The sequence below is a fragment of the Bacteroidota bacterium genome, from assembly GCA_016720935.1.
GTDB lineage: Bacteria > Bacteroidota > Bacteroidia > AKYH767-A > 2013-40CM-41-45 > JADKJP01.
This window is the reverse complement of the sequence record JADKJP010000006.1, coordinates 947,012-968,856: the sequence shown is the minus strand read 5'-3', so window position 1 is coordinate 968,856 and position 21,845 is coordinate 947,012. Positions and strand designations below refer to the sequence as shown.

Sequence of the window (21,845 nt, the reverse complement as noted above, 5' to 3'; positions counted from 1 at the left end):
GAATACAAACTTGATAAGATTTAGTATTTCACACAGACAGGAAATTTCTGCAATAACAACATTATAGCTTTCTACAATTTATGAATTATAACCTAACAACTACCCTCATTCCTGTTCGTACTCCGCTTTCGTTCACAAGCTCATCTGATGTATATTGTATTTCTCGGGAATACGCCTTATTGTAAGCTGTAATCCTCTCCTGCACCAGTGCAAGCCCATAAGAATTTCCTTCCTTTTTCTGTTTTGAATTGGATTGTGTTGAATCAGGTTTATCGATTCCATGATTTTCTATGATAACTTGAACATTTCGGTTAATTTCAATCAGCCGGATGATTAATTTTGGTCTGCTCACTTTGTTCTTCATTCCGTGCTTGAATGCATTTTCAACGAAAGGCTGAAGGATCATTGCCGGAATCATAATTTCATCCGTTTGAATGGATTTGTCATAATCAAATTCAACATCAATCGGATCAGAGAATCTCAGTTTTTCCAGGTCTGAATAAATCCTGATCATACTCAATTCATCGCTCAGGGAACACTCTTGTTTATCGGAGTGTTCGAGTGTATATCGAACCAACTTAGCAAAGGAAGTGAGGTACTTTTCTGCTGAATTGACATCCTTATCCATCATATAACTGCGGATGGAATCCATCACATTGAAAATAAAATGAGGATTCATTTGAGCCCGCATTGCGGTGAGTTGTAATGATGCCTGCTTTTTTTCTATAAAATATTTCTTCTCTATGAGGCTTACCCTGCGTTTGTAAAACAGGTATCCTGATAATAACAAGGCAAACAGTCCGAGTAATCTAAACCATGTACGCTGCCACCAAGGCGACAAAATTACAAATTGAAATATTGTTGGACGCAGACTTACAACACCTGAATTATTCATTGCTTTAACCTGGAATGAATATTGGCCGGGTTTCAATGACAAGAATTCTACTTCTCTGTTAATTGTTGAACCTTTGATAGAATCGTTCTGGTTTGTTAGCAAATACTTGTAAGTTTGCTTTCCATTACTTTTGAATACCGGAGATTCAAAACCAATACTGATGGAATTGTTTAAATGAGAAAACTGATAATTATTTTGCAGGATGGTATCAGCATTATTTACCTTAAGTGATGTAAAATATACTTTCGGAATTGAATGATTCACAAAATCAACTTTCGAATAAAAAAAAGAAATTCCCTTCTTTGAAGCTATCCAAACGGTGTCTTTCAAAATGTCAATATCAATAATTTCATTACTGATAAGTCCGTTATTCACATTCACCGGAGTAATTTGATACGAATCATCTCCTGATGCCGAAAACTCCACTTTGCTGAGACCGTTATTGGAACCGCACCATAATGTATTTTCTGAAACGCACATGGTGTGAATTATATCACTGCACAAACCATTGGATTCATTGATCGTGAGTATCTTCCCGTTCTTTTTTAGTAATAGTATCCCTTTCCCATGGGTTGCAAAACATAAATTACCACATATTGAATTAATATCATCTACACGAATATCTTTAAAGCGTTCATCCAACAATTGAATTGATTTAAAATTTTCATCCAACTTATAAACTCCGTCAATACAACCGAGAATCAGTTGATCAGTTTCTGTTGAAAAAATACAATTAATCCTTATATTAAACGGACCTGCAAAGCTGGGTTCATCACGAAATATCCTCAATACACTCCCATATGCACCTGCAAAAAGACCATTTTTATTTTGTACAAAACCTGTATTTGCTTTTAATTTTTTCGGATTTTCTATAGGGTAAAATTTGTTGTTTTTCCAATATTCCAGTTTGTCATTACATACTAACATTCTCGCACTACTTGTATCAAAAAAGATAGAAATTACTCCGTTAGTCATTGATTCAATAATAATTGGTTTCAACTCCCGACTATTCATTTTTCCTATAGATCCATTAAAATACCCGGCATACATCGATGCTCGATCTTTGGTTAATATTAATGGAGAATTGATGGCGGGTTCATTGTAATAATTCCCCACGTCATGATTCACAAGGTTAAAAACACCATTATCAACCGTGGTGACCCAATAACCATTTTCGTGGTCCTGAGTAATACTTGAAATGTAAATTCCATCCAGATACTTGTTTGACTCCTGGTAGTTTCCTGGAAAGCGATACACTAACAAACCTTTCGAAGTACATACCCATAAATTTTCACTATCATCTTCGATGAGTTCGATAATATCATGATCAAATTTAGCCAGAGGCGTTAACGTTTTACCTTTTAACTCATACAAAGTTTTCGCAATACCAACAACAAGCGTTTTGTTGTGCCTACGCACAGCTCTGATTCTTCCATTCTCTTGCCTACCGAGTGTAATCAATACATTTGATGAATCTTGTACATGGGATAGTTCACAAATCCGATTTTGTCTTGAAATATAACCGAGTCCGACTGGCTTTTTCAGTTGTGAACGATCATCAATTGTTAATCGAATCACATTCTGGTCCACCAAATGATTAACAATATGCTTAACTTCTCCATGGAGATTGATGGAACAAACACCAAAACCACTTTCAATACAAACCGTTTCAGAACTGTCAACAGAAATCTCAAACTGATAACTTCCCTTAAAAATCTTTTTAGAAATTGCATTATACTGATATGGCTTAATTGTGTTGTTTTCGTAAATGAAAATGCTTCCCGAAATTGAAATCATCCAGATTCTCTTTTTAAAATCCTGAAATAAATTCAACACAACATTATCTGTCAATCCATCTTTTGTAGTGAATGTTTTAAATTCGTAACCATTGTATTGAACCACTCCGCGATCAGTAGCAAACCACATAAATCCATCAACATCCTGAAAAGCCTGGTAGATTTGTGAGGAAGGCAAGCCATCTTCTGTGGTAAAATGCCTGAATGCAGGTTCAGGTTTCTCTCCATGAACCCTTAGAGCTTGAAAAAGTAAAATGCAAAAGAAAACTCGATAACCGGAAACATGCATAAAAGAGTATAGGCTGGCATTTATAATGCATCTAAAATAAGAAATAGAATCAGAAAAACAAGTTATTGAAGAATCGATGCATTCAGAAATCCCGCTGGGATTAGGAATAAAAAAAGCCTCCCTTTTAGGGAGGCCGTTTCGTGGAGCTGGCGGGATTTGAACCCGCGTCCAGACAAGCAATCAACTCGCTTTCTACATGCTTAGTGTTATTTTTTTTTAGGCCTCAGAGCTGCTAAACACTCGCTACTAAGAAGCTTAGTTCCGATAGTCTTAGTTGCAGCATCGGAACAATACTGCAAAGCACTCTCCATGCGATACTTCGGGTTTGAGAACGGGTGAGCAGGTCCTCAGGAAGTAGCTAGCGGGTTAATCTAGGATTAAGCGGCTAACGCGTAGTCTGTGTTGCCAGTTAGGCAGTTGGGAACCGGTTTTAACGAGCCTTACTCCCGACGCTCGGCATGCTTACTGGTCAATTTCACAAGCTGTCAATTCCTGTCAGCCCCAGTACATACAAAGATACGGCGTAAAATCAATTTTTAGTCATAAAAATATCCTGTTTTCTAAATAATTTCGATCTTTGTAGTCCTTATTCGGGGTGTAGCGTAGCCCGGTATCGCGCCACGTTCGGGACGTGGAGGTCGTAGGTTCAAATCCTGCCACCCCGACTTAAGAGAGAGGCTCCTTCATGAGAAGGAGCCTCTGGTGTTTTATCGAGTTGACAATTTGTTATGGGGATTAAAAAATACAGCAGAAATTAATGAAAGGAATTATTTCACCGGTATCGCGTGGCGCCTGGAGCGCCAAGGTCGTAGGTTCAAATCCTGCCACCCCGACTTAAGAGAGAGGCTCCTTCATGAGAAGGAGCCTCTGGTGTTTTATCGAGTTGACAATTTATTATGGGAAATAAAAAATACAGCAGAAATTAATGAAAGGAATTATTTCACCGGTATCGCGTGGCGCCTGGAGCGCCAAGGTCGTAGGTTCAAATCCTGCCACCCCGACTTAAGAGAGAGGCTCCTTCATGAGAAGGAGCCTCTGGTATTTTATCCAGTAGACATTTTATTATGGGAAATAAAAAATACAGCATAAATGAATGAAATGAATTATTTCTTCGGTATCGCGTGGCGCCCAGAGCGCCAAGGTCGTAGGTTCAAATCCTGCCACCCCGACTTAAGAGAGAGGCTCCTTCATGAGAAGGAGCCTCTGGTATTTTATCCAGTAGACATTTTATTATGAGAAATAAAAAATACAGCAGAAATTAATGAAAGAAATTATTTTATCAGTATCGCGTGGCGCCCCAGGCGCCAAGGTCGTAGGTTCAAATCCTACCACCCCGACTTAAGAGAGAGGCTCCTTCATGAGAAGGAGCCTTTTTAGTGGTTAGTGGTTAGTGGTTAGTGGTTATGGAAAATTGGGATTTCAGTTTAGAAATAAAATAACAAAAGCCGCTTTATACAAAGCGGCTTTTCTTTTATCTAAAAATATTATTCTTTCTAATTCATAAATAAAATTACGTCCCTCACCCCCACTGTCACTCGTCACTAATTTTCAAATCGAAGCCTTTCCACAATCAGAAATCTACAATCAGAAATCTAAAATCAGAAAAATCTACAATCAAATCTATAGTCTGACAAACTTCACCTGCTCCCCGTCATCAGTTCTCAACAAATAAATTCCTTTTTCAAAATTTGAGATATCGAAATGATTAGAATTCTCAAATCTAAGAATGAGTTTACCGGTAGCATCGTATACAGAGTATGTATACTCATTGTTCAATTTTACCTCATCACCGGTGGCAGGGTTTGGAAACACTGTAAGATTTGGAAACAACACTGATGGATCCCACTCAAAGATGGCAGTCATCTTTTTATCACCCAATAAAATAACACTTTGTACCGGATTCTGTTCATTGGATGGTGCGTTTTCCCATCGTACAAAACGATAACCATAATTCGGAATGGCTTTCACAGTGAATGCCATGTCCTTAAAATAAGTTCCCTCCCAGGGATAAACACTTTCACTTACTCCCGGCAAAGCTGCGTTAATTCGCAAAGTGTTTATCTCAACATAACCGTATAATGAATTGTTCACGTCCAGAGTAATGTTAGCAGTATCGTGCAGATAAAAATAATCGTTCAGATGTCCGAACTGAATAGCCGGACGTTGCATTCCAAAATCTCTTTTTTCCTGAACACCTGCATACCAGTCTGTCATCGATGAGGGTGTACTCCAACGTTCAATGTGCTCCTGCATTTCCGGTTCCAAAAGATTCTGAATTTCTGTGAAACGGTTTGTTGTATAGGAAGCTTTAAAATTTGAATTCAATACATCAGCAAATCGCAGAATCCACTGTCTTCTGAAAACATCACAAGTCACCATTCTCCTCAATAATGAGTCATGCATCGCGGTGATGTTGAACCAAAGATTATTGTCAATCACATGATCAAAACCACCATCAAAATCATTCGCTATCCAACGCCATTTGCCATCGTATCCGTAACGGTTGCTGGTAGGATCCGGTGTACGGAGCTTCCAATAGGTTTTGTTATGATCCGCATTGTTTTTATTTGTAAAGACTGTCGCGATCCAATAATCAGTGAAACTATTGATGTCCATCTTTGAACAGACATAAGCGTAATTCGCCGGAACATTCAAATCATTTGCAAGAATAAAACTTCTCAAATCGATGAAGTCCTGCTGATCCGCAGCATTGCCATTTACCAACTGGTAGGAAGCAGACAAATTATCTTCCATCAACACAATACTATCGGGCTCCAGGTCGTAAGCGTATTGTATACCTCTCACATCAGGAACTACCCGGATGTCCTGTATTCCCCAGTATTCGCCATTGATAAAGGTAACTGTCATTCGATAGGGTTGGTAACCAATATTCAGTCCGCTAAACAATGACTGGATTGCTGCATCGCGTAACATGGTGTTTTTATAATAACCCCATTCGTTACCATTGTTACGAAGGATTAATCTTTTGAATTTCGTTTGATATATATTCGTACCTGGTTTTTTCAATCCTGTGAAAAAAGGATACTTGAAATTATTTTCAGTATCGTACTCACTCCGGGCATACAATGTCAATGCTTTTTGTCCAACGGCACGAATCCATTCTCCGCGAACACGAACACCAATACTTTGAGATAACTGCTTTACACCGTGCTCATCAAAATATTCAAAATGAAAAGGCTTCTCAGAAGCTCGCCCTTTAAATTCATAATTCCCAGTCCAGGAACTATCCTTAAATGAAGCGCCGGGAATATAAATACCCTTGTAATAATCAAAAAGATTTCCCGGATCCGTAACCAGAGAAACCACCGGCAATGTATAGCGTCCGGTTGTCATCTGAGGATGGATGAAATACGAATGTGTTTTAACCGGTCCCAAACCTTTCACAGGATCATATACCCTTGCACGGATGATATGGGCTTTGAACACTGTTCCGGTAGGTTTACGCCAGAAAGCAATGGTCGGACCATCCTGCCATACAGGTGATGTACGAATGTAACTGTAAGGCTGATGATAACTTTGGGATGCTGTGATATTGAGTTCCGGTTGTCCGACAGGAATGGAATCGTAATCAAGATGAATGGGCCCTGTATAAACATTTGATTTATCAGAAGGGTCTGATCCATCTGTTGTGTAGAGAATTGTCGCTCCGGCGGGAGCAGTAATTGACAGATCTACAGGCTGATCGAAATATCCTGATCCGGTTGAAAAGACGGGTACACCTGTTGAATCCACTTCAGGAAGAATAGAAAATGGCAACACATTGGTGACAGTAATCGTTGGGTTACTCACATCTGTCAGTTTCACCAAACAACGACTCGAATAAACATTGGGAATGTTCCATGGAATACCTTTCAGCTTCGCATCAACATTCGATTGAATACTTGTCCAGCTGTCTCCATTGTCGGAAGAAAATTCAATATTGATTTTTGAAACAGAAGGACTACTCGCCCACCAGATTGCAGATTCTTCTCCTCCTTTGAAGACACTGAAAGGATTTGGAACTCCAAGTACCAGTTCATTAGGCTGATTGAAAGTTGCTCCAACCGGGAATATCGCACCCAGATCTTCTCCGTTCAACCCTGCACCAATTGCCGGAGATCCGGGAAGCAAATGATAATCAGTCAATGCCTCACTTGTAAATAATGGATCTGCATAAAAAATATGCCGGCTTGCATCGGGAGTCATTCCGTCGATCAGACTGTACTGAATGTCAGCGGTACCGGTGCTGTTGATGAAAAATGGTTCGTGAGATTTCCAGATGATGTTGTTGTATGTAAACGCGTGTCCGCCGCCCAGACCAGGATTTTTTTCTACACATTCGATACCGGCATCACATCCCACAATAGTGTTGTTGAAAATGTGGGCGATGGAATTGTCTTTTACTGCGGAACCTGCGCCGCAATTGTAGAAAACACAACCACGAATGGTTACATCTTGTGCTCCTTCTCCAACTGAAACTCCTTTATCCGAAATATCATGAACGATACATTGTTCAACAAGTGCAACGGATCCGTTTCCGGTGAAATTTACTTTTCCGAAATCAATGGCGTCAATATTAAACCCACGACCATATTGCAATGTTGATCTGCGCAGAATTGTTCCCGGAGGAGAATTGTCGAAGTCGATACCATCCGCGGTCATAAACTGTAGCAAACAATCCTCAACTACAGCCAGCGTTCGTACAAGATTGAGCTCGTAATAATTGCTGAATTTGCAACGACTGATATTTACAGTTCCGGCATCCTCTGTATAGACGATGGGATTATCACCCTGAAAATAATCGTGCATGTATGAATCTTCAATGACAGCCGAAGCTCCTTTCATCACACGAAATTGTCCCATGCTGGACTGGACATGATGAACCTCGAGATGACCTGTGGCTCCGTTTACTTCAAATTTACCCCAGTTTTTACCTTCTGCTGCCTCAATCTGAATTGGCTTGGAAACAGTACCGTTGAAAACGATCTTTGAACCATCCGAACCAACGATTGAAGCACCCCCATGCATGTAGAGAATAGTGCCTTCTTCAAAACTCAACGTGATGTTTGGCCCAAGATTTACCTGAGAGATAACATCAACAATTCCGCGAATAGACGTGTCCGATAAAATGTTGCCCTGTAACGTTGTTGCAAAGGTCCTGTTTACCAGGAAAACGATTAGGGAGAAGAATAGTATCCTGAGCTTCATATTGCCTTAATAGTCAATTAACAAAACCTGTTTTTAAAGGCTTTAATTGAAACGGCAATTTAGGATAAGTTTGTCGAGTTTTCAAAAAAACCGACAGTCAAAAGAATTGAAATCAGCCTCTTTCGATGAGGTATTGATGAAAAACGGGATACTCCGCATTCAAAACAATTGAATTCTTGGATTTATCCGCTATTGATGACAATTGTTCAGGGAGTGCCACCTGAATATTTAACGTTTCTTCGACCACATCTTTAAATTTTGAAGGATGGGCAGTTTCAAGAATGATTCCCTTTGCTTTTGAATTTTTGTCTTTAACAAAAGAATTCCATCCGAGATAACCTACAGCGCCATGAGGATCCATTACATATTTGTATTCCTGAAAAACTTCCCTCATTGCTGATCTGGTTTGATCGTCATCAAATGAATATGCGCAAATGTCTTCACGCATTTTTCCAGGATCATGATCGTACAAATCAAGCATCCTTGCGAAGTTGGAAGGATTGCCTACATCCATTGCATTTGAAATAGTAGCAATGGTATTTTTAGCTTTATAATTTCCGGTTTTCAGATAATCCAGGACACTGTCATTCCGATTGTTCGCGGCGACAAATTTCTCCACCGGCAAACCCATCCTTTTTGCAAATAATCCTGCACTCAGATTTCCGAAATTTCCACTCGGTACTGAAAATACAACCGGACCGGGATCCATCATTTGCATTTGCTTCCAGGCATCGATGTAATAAAAGCTTTGCGGTATCAGTCGCGCGATGTTGATGCTGTTCGCGCTGCTGAGTCTGTATTTTTCTTTCAGGGAATTGTCAAGAAATGCTTGTTTAACGAGTGCCTGGCAATCGTCAAATGTCCCTTGTATCTCAAGAGCGGTAATGTTACCGCCCAATGTGGTCAACTGTTTTTCCTGCAATGGACTCACTTTTCCGGATGGATAAAGGATGATCACATCAATCCCCGGAACATTATAAAAACCATTGGCCACAGCGCTTCCGGTATCACCTGATGTCGCGACAAGGATGGTCAGCTTTTTATTTTCATCACGATTCAACAATGCCATCGTTCTCGCCATGAATCTGGCTCCAACGTCTTTAAAGGCGAGGGTCGGACCGTGAAATAATTCAAGGAAAAAAGTGTTTCCATTGAGCTTAACCAATGGAACAGGAAAATTCATTGCTTCACTCGTAATTTTGCGAATGGTATCCGCAGGTAAATCATCACCCAGGTAAAGTGACGCGACTTCATTTGCAATTTCATCAATATGCAGGGAGGAAATATTCTTCCAGAAATTTTCCGGCAAGACCGGAATTCTTTCCGGCATAAAAAGCCCATTGTCATCCGGTAGACCCTTCAGAACAGCTTCAGACAGTGAAAATAATTTATGCTTGTTGTTGGTAGAATAGAATAACATGGAAAATTAATTAGTAATAACCCTTGTTCCTTTTTTATTGACAGGAGAAACAAAAACATCGCAAGCGGTTTTATGTTTGCGAAAAACCTTTTTCATTTCAGCAGCTACCAGATTCGCTTTTGCAGAACCCTGAGTGAGCGCGAAGATAGACGGACCGGAACCACTGATACTGCAGGCAAGAGCGCCTTTCAGTAATGCAGCTTCCTGAACCGCGTAAAAATGAGGTATCAAAGATGCCCGAGCCGGCTCCGCGACATGATCTTCAACAGCTCTCGATATCAGCTGATAATCCGATTGAAACAATCCTGCAACAAACGCGGCGGTGTTTGCCCACTGTGTGATGCCTGTTTTCAATTTAATTTCCTGAGGTAAAACAGCTCTGGAATCACGTGTGAGTACTTCGACATGAGGATGTACAACAACCACGTGTAAATTTGAAGGTACCGGCAATGAAATAATGTCCAGCGGATCATAAGAACGAATCAACACAATACCTCCCAGAATACAAGGCGCTACATTGTCAGCATGAGCGGAACCACATGCAACACGCTCCCCTTCCATTGCGAAGTGAACCAACGCGCTCTTTTCGAATGGACGGCCCATTAACTCATTTGCAGCGAACACAGCCGCTGCACTGCTGGCAGCACTTGAACCGAGTCCGCTACCCAAAGGCATCTGCTTTTTCAATACGATATCAAAACCCTGATTCAGTTCCATGTAACGCATCATCGCTGCTACTGAAACACCGGCAGTATTTTTATCGGCATCTCTCGATAATTTCCCTCCGTCTCCCGTCATTTTCACGATACGGATTTCGTGCAACTTATTTTTTTTCATCTCCACAAAATCACCGGGAGCATTGATGGCAAGACCCATCACGTCGAAACCGCAGGCCAGATTAGCCACAGTCGCCGGAGCAAAAACACGTACAGATCGATTACTTTTTGATGCCATTTCAAAATTATTTGCTTAGCAATGCAAAGCTTATTGTTCAGATTCAGTCAAAATAATTTCCAACACTGATCACTTCCGCGAATACACCTGCAGCAGTCACCTCGGCACCTGCTCCCGGTCCTTTCACAACCAGCGGGCGATCATGGTAACGTTCGGTTGTGAAGGAAATAATGTTATCACTACCTGACAAATTGTAAAACGGATGCTTGGAATCTACTTCCTGCAAACTGATTTTCGCTTTTCCATTAGCGAGTGAAGCAATGAATCGAAGTACTTTTTGATTCTTCATCGCTTTATCTCTGCGCTTTCCAAACACATCGTTATTGCGTTCCAGTTCGATTAAAAAATCATTTACCGTTTTGGCTTTCTGACAGGATGGTGGTAAAATCTGTTCTATGTCAATGTCTTTCATTTCGATGTCCAGTCCGGTTTCACGGGCAAGAATCAAAAGTTTTCGCGCGACGTCTTTTCCGCTCAAATCAATACGCGGATCAGGTTCGGTATAGCCACGTTGCATCGCTTCTTTTACGATATCACTGAAACGGGTATCTTCTTTGAATGTATTAAAGATAAAGGATAATGTTCCTGAAAGTACCGCTTCAATCCTGAGAATCCGGTCACCGCTGGTGAGCAAATCCGTGAGTGTATTGATCACAGGCAAACCCGCGCCAACATTGGTCTCGTAAAAGAAACGGACATTTCTGCGCTTGGCGATCTCACGAAGTTTTTTATAATTACTCAGCTTGCCTGAATTCGCGATTTTATTCGGTGTCACAATGGAAACACTGCTTTCCAGAACTTCAGCGTAGTGAGCGACCACATCTTCACTCGATGTACAATCAATGAAAATACTTTGCGGCAGATTCATTTCCTTCATCCGTTGTATGTATTTCCCCAAATCCATTTTTTCAGTGGATTCGGAAAGAAGATCCTGATATTTACTCAAACTAAGTCCGTCCGGATTAAAGACCATCTTCCTGCTGTTGGCAATTCCTACAACAGAAATCTCAAGCGAACGCGCGTGACGCAAATGTTGTTTGTGTTTTTCTATTTGCTTCAATAAGGTGCTTCCAATCAGGCCACAGCCGACGAGAAAGACAGATAAGGTTTTGACATCTGAAAGAAAGAAGGACTGGTGCAAAGAATTCAGAGCCTTGTCGAGGTTTTCCTTCTGAACAACAACAGAAATGTTCAATTCAGAAGATCCCTGAGCAGTGGCCACTACACTGATACCGTTTTTCCCGAGTGCCTGGAACAATCTTCCTGAAACTCCGGGAGTATTGCGCATGTTTTCACCGATCACCGCGACGATTGAAAGCTTCTCTTCCACTCTCACCCGTTCAATGAGTTTCGCTTTAATCTCGAGAGCAAACGCATCTTCTATCGCCTGACGGGCCAGATCTGAATCACCGGGTTTCACAGCGAAACTGATCGTGTGCTCAGAACTTCCCTGTGTAATCAGAATCACATTTACTTTCGCAAGTGACAATGCGCCGAACAATCTTGCCGAAATCCCCGCTACACCAACCATTCCGCTTCCCTGCAATGTGAGCAATGCAATATCATCGATCGAAGAAATTCCCTTGATCATAAAATCATAATCGCGGGAAACAGTAGAGATCAGTGTTCCGCGTGACTCCGGACGAAAAGTATTCCGGATCCACAATGGAATTCCTTTTTCTAGTGCCGGTAATATCGTTGGAGGATGAATGACTTTCGCTCCGAAATGCGACATTTCCATCGCTTCCTCATACGTCATCGTTGGAACACAAAATGCTTTTTTCACTTTCCGGGGATCCGCTGTCATCACGCCATCCACATCTGTCCAGATCTGGATCTCCGACGCGTCAAGTGCAGCTCCAAAAATTGCTGCTGTATAATCAGATCCGCCACGACCCAGCGTAGTCATTTCATGCTTAGCAGTAGAAGCGACAAAACCTGTAATCACTTCCACAGCTTTTGATTTCCGGAAATGATCCTTTATAGTTTGATTGGTAACTTTAAAATCCACCCTTGCGGAACCGAAATTTTCATCGGTACGAATCATTGTTCTCGCGTCAAGGAAATTGGATTTTATTTTGCAGGAATTCAGATAATGAGAAATAATTTTTGCCGACAAAACTTCACCGTGACCACTGATAAAATCCAGCGTTCTTGACGATAATTCTCTCACCAGAAACACACCGTGCAGAATATCGTGTAACTCGGCAAAAGTCTCTTCCATGAAATCATGGAGAGCTTTGTCTTTCTTCAAACCCAATTCAGCTATCGCCTGCTGATGTCGGTGCCGGATTTTATTAAAGGCTTCAATGTAATCCTCATCCTGTGAAGCGGCTAATTTGCTCATACGGATGAGATCATCCGTCACTCCGCCAAAAGCGGAAAACACTGCCGCTACCCTGCCGTGTTTTTTTTGCAAAGAAGAAATTATGGTGGCGATGCTTTCAATGCGCTTCGCTGTGGCGACGGATGTTCCGCCAAACTTTATCACTATCATATTTGAAGAGAAAATTTCTCAAATAGATACGGGAAAAGGTCTAAAATGTTCAGTTTAGCTCAGGCTTCCAGCCAGTTGACAATCAACTGCTTTCCATAATCTGTAAGAATTGACTCGGGATGGAATTGAATACCCCAAACCGGCAGATTCAGCAGCCTGATAGCCATAATGTTACCCTTCTCATCAAAAGCAAGTGGGACTATGTTTTGAGGTAAGTTTTTCGATGATACTACCCAGCTGTGATAATGTCCGGTCCGAAAAGTCCCAGGTATGTTACGAAAGAGCGGATCATCCGGAACTTGTACAGTAGTAATCGTACTAACTCCGTGCAGAACCTGCTCCAGATTTTCCAGTGTCGCCTGGCAATATTCAGCAATTGCCTGGTGGCCAAGACATACACCCAGAATCTTTTTTTGTGGGGCAAATTTCCGGATCAGTTCAGGCATTCTGCCTGCTTCTGATGGCAGTCCTGGTCCGGGTGATAAAATAATTGCTTCGTATTTAGCGGCTTCTTCCGGAATCAGTTCATCATTTCGAATCACATCCACTTCCACACCATCCACCTGCTCAAGCAAATGCAGGAGGTTATAGGTGAAAGAATCATAATTATCCAGAAGAAGAATGCGCATGTTTGGATAATCTTTTTTTTGTTTGTTGCTTTGGGGAAATTGATCCAAAAGTACAATGAAAAAAATCATTCGCACCGATTCTGCTCCGGCTCCAATCGGACCTTATAATCAGGCTGTAGAAAACGGCAATATGTTGTTTGTATCCGGACAAATCGCCATCGATCCAGCAACCGGACAACTGGTCACCATCAACATTATTCGTGAGGCTAACCAGGTGATGCTCAACATCGGGGAAATCCTGAAAGCTGCGGGAATGGATTTTTCAAATGTGGTGAAAACAACCATTTTCCTAACTGACATGGGAAATTTTTCTCATGTCAATGAAGTCTATGGGCAGTTTTTCAAAAGCGATTTTCCTGCACGGGAAACGGTTCAGGTATCTCGTCTGCCAAAGGATGTAAATGTTGAAATTTCTGTAATCGCGATGCGTTGATTTTTATCCAACAGGGTAAAAATCATGCTTCAGCCAGGCTTTGAACAGGCGTTGTTCGTCAGGGCTTGCTTTTTCCTTTTGCAGAATACTGTACTGAGAAAAATACTCCTCTTTACCGGCACTGATACTAATGTCTTTCATTTTCTGAACAGGAGTATACGTGGTGAGAATAATTTTCTCTCCGCTAAACATGCGTAAAAGTTCCTGAAGATTATCTGTGACTTTCATTTCATTCACACTGATAATTTCCTCCTCCTTACCAAGACCTGCAAGATCGGCCGGAGAGCCGGGAGCTAACTGCTTCACAAAAGTTTTGCCTTCCGATTGGTTTATTTTGAAACCAAAATAACGTTCCGATTCGACAGAGGAAGGTTTTTTTGAAAGCAAACAACCTGCAAGTCCCAGCAATTCACTCAGCAGAGGCTCATAATTTTCAGTGCCGTAGATATAATCAATAAAAAAGTCCGCCATGGATTCACCCGCCAGTTTTTCGATGATGGAAAGATAATCGTGTTCGGTATAACCGATTTTTCTTTTTCCAAAATCACGATACAAGGTGCGCATTACTTCATCGAGTGATTCTTGCCCCTTGGATTTACTGCGAATAATCAAATCTGTCATCATGGCTACAAGGCATCCTTCGTCGTAAATAGAAGTTTTCCTGTTAGGAATACCGGGACCATAACCATCGAGCCACGTATCAAAAGATGAATCCGCGACACTCAGATTGAATCGTCCATAATTGTCAAAATGCTTTTGCAAACGGGCATTGATCTCCGCGAAAAACTGTTTTACAGTATACACACCCGCTCGTTCAAGAAATAAATCACCGTAATAAGTGGTGACACCTTCATAAACAAATCCAAGTCGGGAATAATTTTCTTTTGTGTAATCATATGGAAGCATTTCCGCCGGGCGAATGGTTTTGATGTTCCAGGAATGAAATAATTCATGCGAAGCAACACCAACAAAATCCACATACAAGGATGGATCCATGAGGTTTGCACCCGGACCCAGAGCAAGTACAGTAGATTTCAGATGTTCCACGCCATGATAATACCGGAAAGGAAGAACCTGCACGAGGAAATGATATTCGTTTACAGGAAAATCGACCATGGTGCGAATTTGTTCCTCGGAGAATTTCTTGAAATCTTCTACAACTCTGCTCCAGTCAGGTTTGCAATCGCCCTGAAACCAGATATTAAAAATTGTACTTCCGGAGGTGAAGGCTTTGTGTTGTAAAGATGGGCTTGCAATTACCGGACTGTCGACCAACTCGTGATAATCCTGAGCTCTCAACACATGATCAGAAATTTTCTCCATCGATGTGGCGAGTTTGTAGGACATCGGCAAATCGAAGGACACTTCGCAGGATTCATGCAATCTTTCAGGAACGAACAACATACAATGCACCGGATTCATGTACAACTGTTGTTCATCCAGCCAGCAGGCACCCGCATCCAGTTGCGCAGCATGGTAGTTATACCGGATGACAACGGATTTCGCTTCATTCACATCTACCTGCCATGTATCTTTTCCTTTCTTCCGGTAAGGCAAAGGCGAACCTTTTTCATCAAATGCATTCCAGCGCTGAATATTTTTTGCAAAATTCCCCAGTTCATATCTTCCGGGTCTCCAGGAAGGTAATTGAAGAGTCAATTCGGAAGAAGTGAGACGATCAACGGTCATTTCAATTTCAATCAGATGATTGACCGGATGTGGTGCTGAAACTTTGTAACGCATAGACATTTAGTATGAAAATCCTTTCGTCGAAACGAACTGCGAATATCCGATGATTTCATCTGTTTTTAAATTTTTAAAAGAATAATTACAAACAGGAATAAAAAAAGCGGAAAATCCCCTCTGGAATCAGTATTCTAATTGCAAAGTAATTTTCAAAAAATAACAGTGAATGATCCTCCTTTTAAAATTGAAAAGAATAATGTCATTATTTATACTTAACTGAAAATCTGATCATTAGACAACTAGTGCTTTCTTATTTGCACGATTTGTTCAGGGAATTCCAAACAAATTACTGTGCATGAATGCAATGTAATTAACCCCAAAATTTGCTAAACTATCTTTATCTTCGCTGACCTAAAAAATTTTAAAAGATGAACTACGATGTAATCGTGATTGGAAGCGGACCGGGTGGCTATGTAGCGGCAATTCGTGCTTCCCAACTGGGTATGAAAACTGCAGTGATTGAAAAAGCTGAACTTGGCGGTGTTTGCCTGAATTGGGGCTGTATTCCGACGAAAGCTCTGTTGAAAAGCGCGCAGGTTTTTGAATATCTTTTGCATGCTCAGGATTACGGTGTAAAAGCAAGTGGTGTTGAAGCTGATTTTCCCGCTATCGTGAAACGTTCACGTGGTGTAGCTGACGCGATGAGTAAGGGCGTTCAGTTCCTCATGAAAAAAAATAAAATTGATGTTATTTCAGGTACTGCCAAAATTAAAGCAGGTAAAAAAGTTGAAGTTACCGGAGCGGATGGCAAGTCAACTTTATATGATGCTAAACATATTCTGATCGCAACAGGTGCACGTTCCCGTGAGTTACCGAATCTGAAACAGGATGGTAAAAAAATCATCGGATACCGTGAAGCCATGGTGCTTGACAAGCAACCAAAATCAATGGTGGTTGTCGGTTCGGGAGCAATTGGAGTAGAATTCGCTTATTTCTATCATTCACTGGGAACAAAAGTTACCATCGTGGAATTCATGCCGAATGTTGTTCCGATTGAAGATGAAGATGTATCCAAACAACTCGCCCGTTCCTTTAAAAAATCCGGTATCGAGATCATGCTCGAATCCACTGTTGAATCTGTTGATACAAGCGGTAGTGGTTGTAAGGTAAAAGTGAAAACGAAAAAAGGTGAAGAAATCCTGGAATGCGATGTCGTATTGTCCGCAGTGGGAATCACTTCGAATATCGAAAATCTCGGTCTTGAAGATGTGGGTATTATCACCGACAAAGGAAAAATCGTTGTCAACGAATGGTATCAAACCAACATGCCGGGTTATTATGCCTTCGGTGATGTGATCAATACTCCTGCCCTCGCCCACGTCGCTTCACACGAAGCGATCACCTGTATCGAAAAGATTGCAGGAATGCACGTGGATCCGATCGATTACAAAAACGTTCCGGGTTGTACCTATTGTCAGCCGGAAATTTCTTCTGTTGGCTACACTGAAAAAGCCGCGCGTGACGCTGGTTTTGAAATCAAAGTCGGTAAATTCCCATTCACCGCTTCCGGAAAAGCAAAAGCAGGTGGAAACTCAGAAGGATTTGTAAAAGTAATTTTTGACGCGAAGTACGGAGAGTTCCTCGGCGCCCACATGATCGGTGCTAATGTCACCGAACTGATCGCTGAAGTTGTAGTCGCACGCAAGCTGGAAACAACCGGACACGAAATCATCAAATCCATTCACCCGCATCCAACCATGAGCGAAGCTGTAATGGAGGCTGTTGCCGATGCTTATGGTGAAGTGATTCATATTTAAAGTTCGAGGTTGAAGGTTAAATCTTTCGGATCCCAAGCGGCAGGTTGAAATCTTCAATCTAAAATCTAAAATCTACAATTAAAAATCCTTCGCCATGCTTATCGCGATCGTTGTCATCCTCCTTCTGATAGTATTCTGGGTAATCAGTGTTTATAACAAACTTGTTCTTCTCAGAAATACCCGTGAAAATGCATTTGCGGATATTGATGTTCAGTTGAAACAAAGAAACGATCTGATTCCGCAATTGGTGGAAACTGTGAAAGGTTATTCCTTTCATGAAAAGAATGTGCTCACAAAAATTACAGAGGCCCGTTCGGCAGTAATGAGTGCATCTTCCATTGATGAAAAGATAAAAGCGGATAACCAGCTCACCGCTGCTCTTCAGGGTTTGAAAGTTCAGGTGGAAGCTTATCCTGATTTGAAAGCGAATCAGAATTTCATGCAGTTACAGGAAGAGATCGCCGATATTGAAAATAAACTGGCAGCAACCAGAAGATTCTTTAATGGTGCGACAAAAGAACTCAATACTGCAATTGAATCTTTCCCCGGCAATATGATCGCGAAACAGTTTGGGTTTTCAAGACAAACGATGTTCGATCTGGGCACCGATAAACGCACACAACTCGACGAGCCTCCAAAAATTAATTTTACATCATGATAGAATACACCGGTATTCAAAATCAGAAAATCCGGAACAACAGAAATTCTATTATTTTACTGATCCTTTTTCCGGTGCTGCTGCTGGCAATGTTCTGGACTATTTTTCTATTCATTGATCAAAAAAATGAAGTTCAAATAAATTTCTTTACGCAAGTCGCGCCATTTATTCTGATTGGTGTTGGAATCTGGTTTCTTATCGCCTGGGGTCTCAACACAACGTTGATCCAATGGGCTACCGGTGCTAAAGCGTTGGAAAGAACCGAAAACAAAAGAGTTTACAACATCGTCGAAAATCTGTGCATCGCGAACGGGATGAAAATGCCCGCTATTTATATCATCGATGATGATTCACTCAATGCATTTGCAAGTGGAATCAACGACAGTTCTTATTCCGTTACTTTTTCCCGCGGCCTCATCAATAAGCTTGAGGATGCTGAACTTGAAGGTGTCGTTGCACACGAACTCTCACATATCCGTAACCGTGATACACGTATGCTGATCATCTCCATCATTTTCGTAGGAGTGTTTTCTTTTCTGGCGGAAATGGCCCTCAGAAGTATTCGATTCACAGGAAGAAAATCCGAAAAAGGAGGCGGACTTATCATCCTTGTTGCTATTGTGGTAACAGCATTGGCCTATTTTATCTCCATGCTCATGCGTTTCGGAATTTCCCGGAGTCGTGAATACATGGCTGATGCAGGAGCCGCGGAGATGACAAAAAATCCTCAGGCCCTCGCATCCGCGCTCAAGAAAATTTCCGTGGACCCCTTCATTGAAGCCGTTCAGAACCGTGATGTAGCACAGCTTTTCATCAACAATCCTACTCCCTCTCATCACCGTGCTTCATGGGACAATCTCTTCTCAACCCATCCTCCGATTGAAAAGAGGATAGAGTATTTGGAGCAGTTTTAGGTATAAGGTATAAGGTATAAGGTATAGCGCGTAGGCAATACCTTATACTTTATACTTTATACTTAATACCTATATCAAGTACCCAGCACACTATCAATTCCCTAACCACATTTTAACCCCCGTCTACTTCTTCAACAAATCCCTGATCTCCGTCAATAACACCTGATCTTTCGTCGGTGCAGGCGGTGCGGAAGGCGCTTCTGCTTCTTTGCGCTTCATTCTGTTGACGGCTTTTACGATCATGAAAATAACGAAAGCAATAATGACGAAATCAATCATCGCTTCGAAAAAAGATCCTACATTCATGGTTACAGGTGGAATTTCCTTACCATCAGCACCCATGGACCCGGCTTTCATTGTTAGTTTCCATGCGCCAAAATCGGTTTGACCAATGATCAATCCGATGACTGGAGAAACGATATCATCCACAAGTGATGATACGATTTTTCCAAAAGCACCACCAATGACAACACCGACAGCTAAGTCTACAACATTTCCTTTGTTGATGAATTCTTTAAATTCTTTTAAGAAGCCCATTTTAGTTCAGTTTTGAGTGTGAGTTTTGAGTGTGATTTTCGGGCAAAATCAGAAAAGCTGATTTGCCAATTAAATTGTTTGAATTTCGCAGCATTCAATATTAGAAAAAATAACAATAACCACAAAAACAGAAATAAAGGCTTCAAAATTTCTGCACTTGGTTTGAAATTCACATTTTTACATTGAAATCTGAAACTATGTGTGGCATTAGCGGAGTAATCGCATTCAATGAGCAGGGGAAATCCTCCCTGCCGAAAATCCATGATGCGGTGGCTTGTTTAGCCAAACGGGGACCTGATTCCAACGGTGTCTATACAGATAAAAATGTTGCACTCGGACACAACAGGCTCTCCATCATCGACACTTCGGCTGCGGCTTTGCAACCTATGTCAGATCTTACCGGACGTTATACAATTGTTTTTAATGGTGAGTTTTTCAACTTCAGAGAACATCGCGATTTCCTGATTTCAAAAGGCATTCAATTGCGTTCTGAAAGTGATACGGAAGTATTGCTCCACCTCTACATCCTCGAAGGTGAACGCTGTCTGGAAAGAGTGAATGGATTTTTTGCTTTCGCCATCTATGATAAAGAGGAAGAAACTGTTTTCATCGCACGAGACAGGATGGGAATCAAACCTCTCCTCTATTTCCGGGATGCAAACAGGTTCGTTTTCGCCAGTGAAATGAAAGCTCTCATGTCGCTCGGGATTCCAAAAGAACTTGATGAGGCTTCCATGCTGATTTATTTTCAGCTGAATTATATCGCCGGTCCGGCTTCCATTTTCAAAGGTGTCTACAAACTGGAACCCGGACATTTCATTCACCTCAACATCCGGCATCCTGAAAAAACCAGACAACAGTGCTACTACAAAATTCCGTTTCCGGATGAATCAACACTTGCAATTTCTGCATCTTTGAGTTATTCTCAACAGGAACAACGCCTGCGTCAGCTGATGGACGAATCCGTGAAGCGCCGGATGATTTCGGATGTTCCGCTTGGCGCTTTTCTCAGTGGAGGGATTGACTCCTCTATCATCGTTTCCCTGGCTGCGAAACACACAAATCATCTTCGCACTTTCTCCATCGGTTTCCGGGATGAACCAATGTTTGATGAAACTGAATACGCGAATCTTGTCGCCAAAAAATGCAATACAGATCACACCGTTTTCAAACTCAGCAACGACGATCTGTTCCAGCATCTCTACGATGCACTCGATTATATCGATGAACCCTTTGCCGACAGCTCCGCGCTGAATGTTTATATACTCAGCAAAGAAACGCGAAAGCATGTTACTGTCGCTCTCAGCGGTGATGGAGCGGACGAATTATTCGGAGGCTACAACAAACACGAAGCGGAACGCAGGGCAAGAGCAGGCGGATTAACCAATACACTCCTCCGCAGTACTTCTTCTTTGCTGAAACTTCTGCCTCAATCCAGAAATTCAAAAAGTACTGACCTCTTTCGACGCGCCAACCGCATGGCGGAAGGCTTAAACCTTAGTACAGCAGAACGCTACTGGAGATGGGCCGCATTTGAAAACGAAGAAGAAGTCAGTAATCTCATGCGATCAGGAACACTCTCCAATGAATACAAATCACGAAAAAAGGAAATTCTGAAATACATCGGAAAAACTTCCGATATCCAGGATGTACTTTATACTGATATGCACCTTGTGTTGGTAAATGACATGCTAACAAAAGTGGACATGATGTCTATGGCCAATTCCCTGGAAGTTCGTGTGCCTTTCCTGGATTATACCGTTGTGGATTTCGCTTTCACGCTTCCCATTACTTCAAAAATTGATGCTAACGGGAGAAAGAAAATTATTCGTGATGCATTCAGAAATGATCTTCCGCCTGAACTCTATACACGCAAGAAAAAAGGGTTTGAAGTTCCATTGCTGAAATGGTTCCGCAACGAATTAAAATCGCTCATTGAAGATGATCTGCTCTCACAGTCTTTCATTGAAGAGCAGGCATTGTTTAATTATACTGAAATAGAAAATCTAAAAACAAAACTTTTCAGTCTCAATCCGGGTGACGCCCATGCAAAAATCTGGGCACTTCTTGTTTTTCAGTACTGGTGGAAGAAATGGATGAAATAGATTATTC

Annotated in this window: 13 protein-coding genes, 1 tRNA gene and 1 other RNA gene; 6 read left to right on the top strand and 9 right to left on the bottom strand. The window is 41.4% G+C overall.

Features of this window, described 5'->3' with window-relative positions; all coding sequences use genetic code 11:
• Nucleotides 1-85: 85 nt before the first annotated feature.
• Together IPP86_12205 and ssrA are read right to left on the bottom strand one after the other, a co-directional pair.
• The gene (locus IPP86_12205; GenBank protein ID MBL0139272.1) at nucleotides 86-2,980 is read right to left on the bottom strand and encodes a histidine kinase; all 2,895 of its coding nucleotides are present in this window, start codon (nucleotides 2,978-2,980) and stop codon (nucleotides 86-88) included.
• Between the two features lie 138 nt (nucleotides 2,981-3,118).
• Nucleotides 3,119-3,483: a transfer-messenger RNA gene (ssrA, locus tag IPP86_12200) on the bottom strand.
• Nucleotides 3,484-3,571: 88 nt separating this feature from the next.
• Between ssrA and IPP86_12195 the strand changes: the two genes are divergently transcribed.
• Nucleotides 3,572-3,645 (top strand) — tRNA-Pro (locus IPP86_12195).
• Between the two features lie 955 nt (nucleotides 3,646-4,600).
• Here the strand turns inward: IPP86_12195 and IPP86_12190 are convergent.
• From IPP86_12190 to IPP86_12170, 5 genes are all read right to left on the bottom strand, one after another.
• Nucleotides 4,601-8,188 carry a CotH kinase family protein gene (locus IPP86_12190; GenBank protein ID MBL0139271.1) on the bottom strand — a complete coding sequence of 1,196 codons (3,588 nt, stop codon included), beginning with the start codon at nucleotides 8,186-8,188 and terminating at the stop codon, nucleotides 4,601-4,603.
• A gap of 112 nt (nucleotides 8,189-8,300) precedes the next feature.
• Nucleotides 8,301-9,608: a threonine synthase gene (thrC, locus tag IPP86_12185; protein ID MBL0139270.1), complete on the bottom strand. Its 1,308-nt coding sequence runs from the start codon at nucleotides 9,606-9,608 to the stop codon at nucleotides 8,301-8,303.
• Nucleotides 9,609-9,614: 6 nt separating this feature from the next.
• A complete protein-coding gene (locus IPP86_12180; GenBank protein MBL0139269.1) occupies nucleotides 9,615-10,562 on the bottom strand; it encodes a homoserine kinase in 948 nt (315 codons plus the stop codon).
• 43 nt (nucleotides 10,563-10,605) lie between these two features.
• The gene (thrA, locus tag IPP86_12175; GenBank protein ID MBL0139268.1) at nucleotides 10,606-13,059 is read right to left on the bottom strand and encodes a bifunctional aspartate kinase/homoserine dehydrogenase I; all 2,454 of its coding nucleotides are present in this window, start codon (nucleotides 13,057-13,059) and stop codon (nucleotides 10,606-10,608) included.
• 59 nt (nucleotides 13,060-13,118) lie between these two features.
• The gene (locus IPP86_12170) at nucleotides 13,119-13,688 is read right to left on the bottom strand and encodes an aminodeoxychorismate/anthranilate synthase component II (protein ID MBL0139267.1); all 570 of its coding nucleotides are present in this window, start codon (nucleotides 13,686-13,688) and stop codon (nucleotides 13,119-13,121) included.
• A 55-nt stretch (nucleotides 13,689-13,743) separates the two neighbouring features.
• Between IPP86_12170 and IPP86_12165 the strand changes: the two genes are divergently transcribed.
• Complete coding sequence (locus tag IPP86_12165; GenBank protein ID MBL0139266.1) at nucleotides 13,744-14,121, top strand: RidA family protein; 378 nt, start codon at nucleotides 13,744-13,746, stop codon at nucleotides 14,119-14,121.
• A 3-nt stretch (nucleotides 14,122-14,124) separates the two neighbouring features.
• On the opposite strand, the gene IPP86_12160 is transcribed toward IPP86_12165, so the two are convergent.
• Entirely contained in the window at nucleotides 14,125-15,864 is a 1,740-nt protein-coding gene (locus tag IPP86_12160) for a M61 family metallopeptidase (GenBank protein MBL0139265.1), read from the bottom strand.
• A gap of 371 nt (nucleotides 15,865-16,235) precedes the next feature.
• On the opposite strand from IPP86_12160, the gene lpdA reads away from it, so the two are divergent.
• The 3 genes from lpdA to IPP86_12145 all read left to right on the top strand — a co-directional run bounded on the left by lpdA (nucleotide 16,236) and on the right by IPP86_12145 (nucleotide 19,196).
• The gene (gene lpdA / locus IPP86_12155; protein MBL0139264.1) at nucleotides 16,236-17,624 is read left to right on the top strand and encodes a dihydrolipoyl dehydrogenase; all 1,389 of its coding nucleotides are present in this window, start codon (nucleotides 16,236-16,238) and stop codon (nucleotides 17,622-17,624) included.
• Nucleotides 17,625-17,718: 94 nt separating this feature from the next.
• Complete coding sequence (locus IPP86_12150; GenBank protein ID MBL0139263.1) at nucleotides 17,719-18,282, top strand: LemA family protein; 564 nt, start codon at nucleotides 17,719-17,721, stop codon at nucleotides 18,280-18,282.
• Nucleotides 18,282-19,196, top strand: a complete 915-nt coding sequence (locus IPP86_12145) for a M48 family metallopeptidase (GenBank protein MBL0139262.1) — start codon at nucleotides 18,282-18,284, stop codon at nucleotides 19,194-19,196. Before IPP86_12150 ends, IPP86_12145 begins: the two co-directional genes overlap by 1 nt.
• 123 nt (nucleotides 19,197-19,319) lie before the next feature.
• On the opposite strand, the gene mscL is transcribed toward IPP86_12145, so the two are convergent.
• Nucleotides 19,320-19,733 (bottom strand): large-conductance mechanosensitive channel protein MscL, encoded by a 414-nt coding sequence (gene mscL / locus IPP86_12140; GenBank protein ID MBL0139261.1) that lies wholly within the window; start codon nucleotides 19,731-19,733, stop codon nucleotides 19,320-19,322.
• A 197-nt stretch (nucleotides 19,734-19,930) separates the two neighbouring features.
• Here mscL and asnB point away from each other — a divergent pair, with 197 nt between their 5' ends.
• Complete coding sequence (gene asnB, locus IPP86_12135; protein ID MBL0139260.1) at nucleotides 19,931-21,838, top strand: asparagine synthase (glutamine-hydrolyzing); 1,908 nt, start codon at nucleotides 19,931-19,933, stop codon at nucleotides 21,836-21,838.
• Nucleotides 21,839-21,845: the final 7 nt, after the last annotated feature.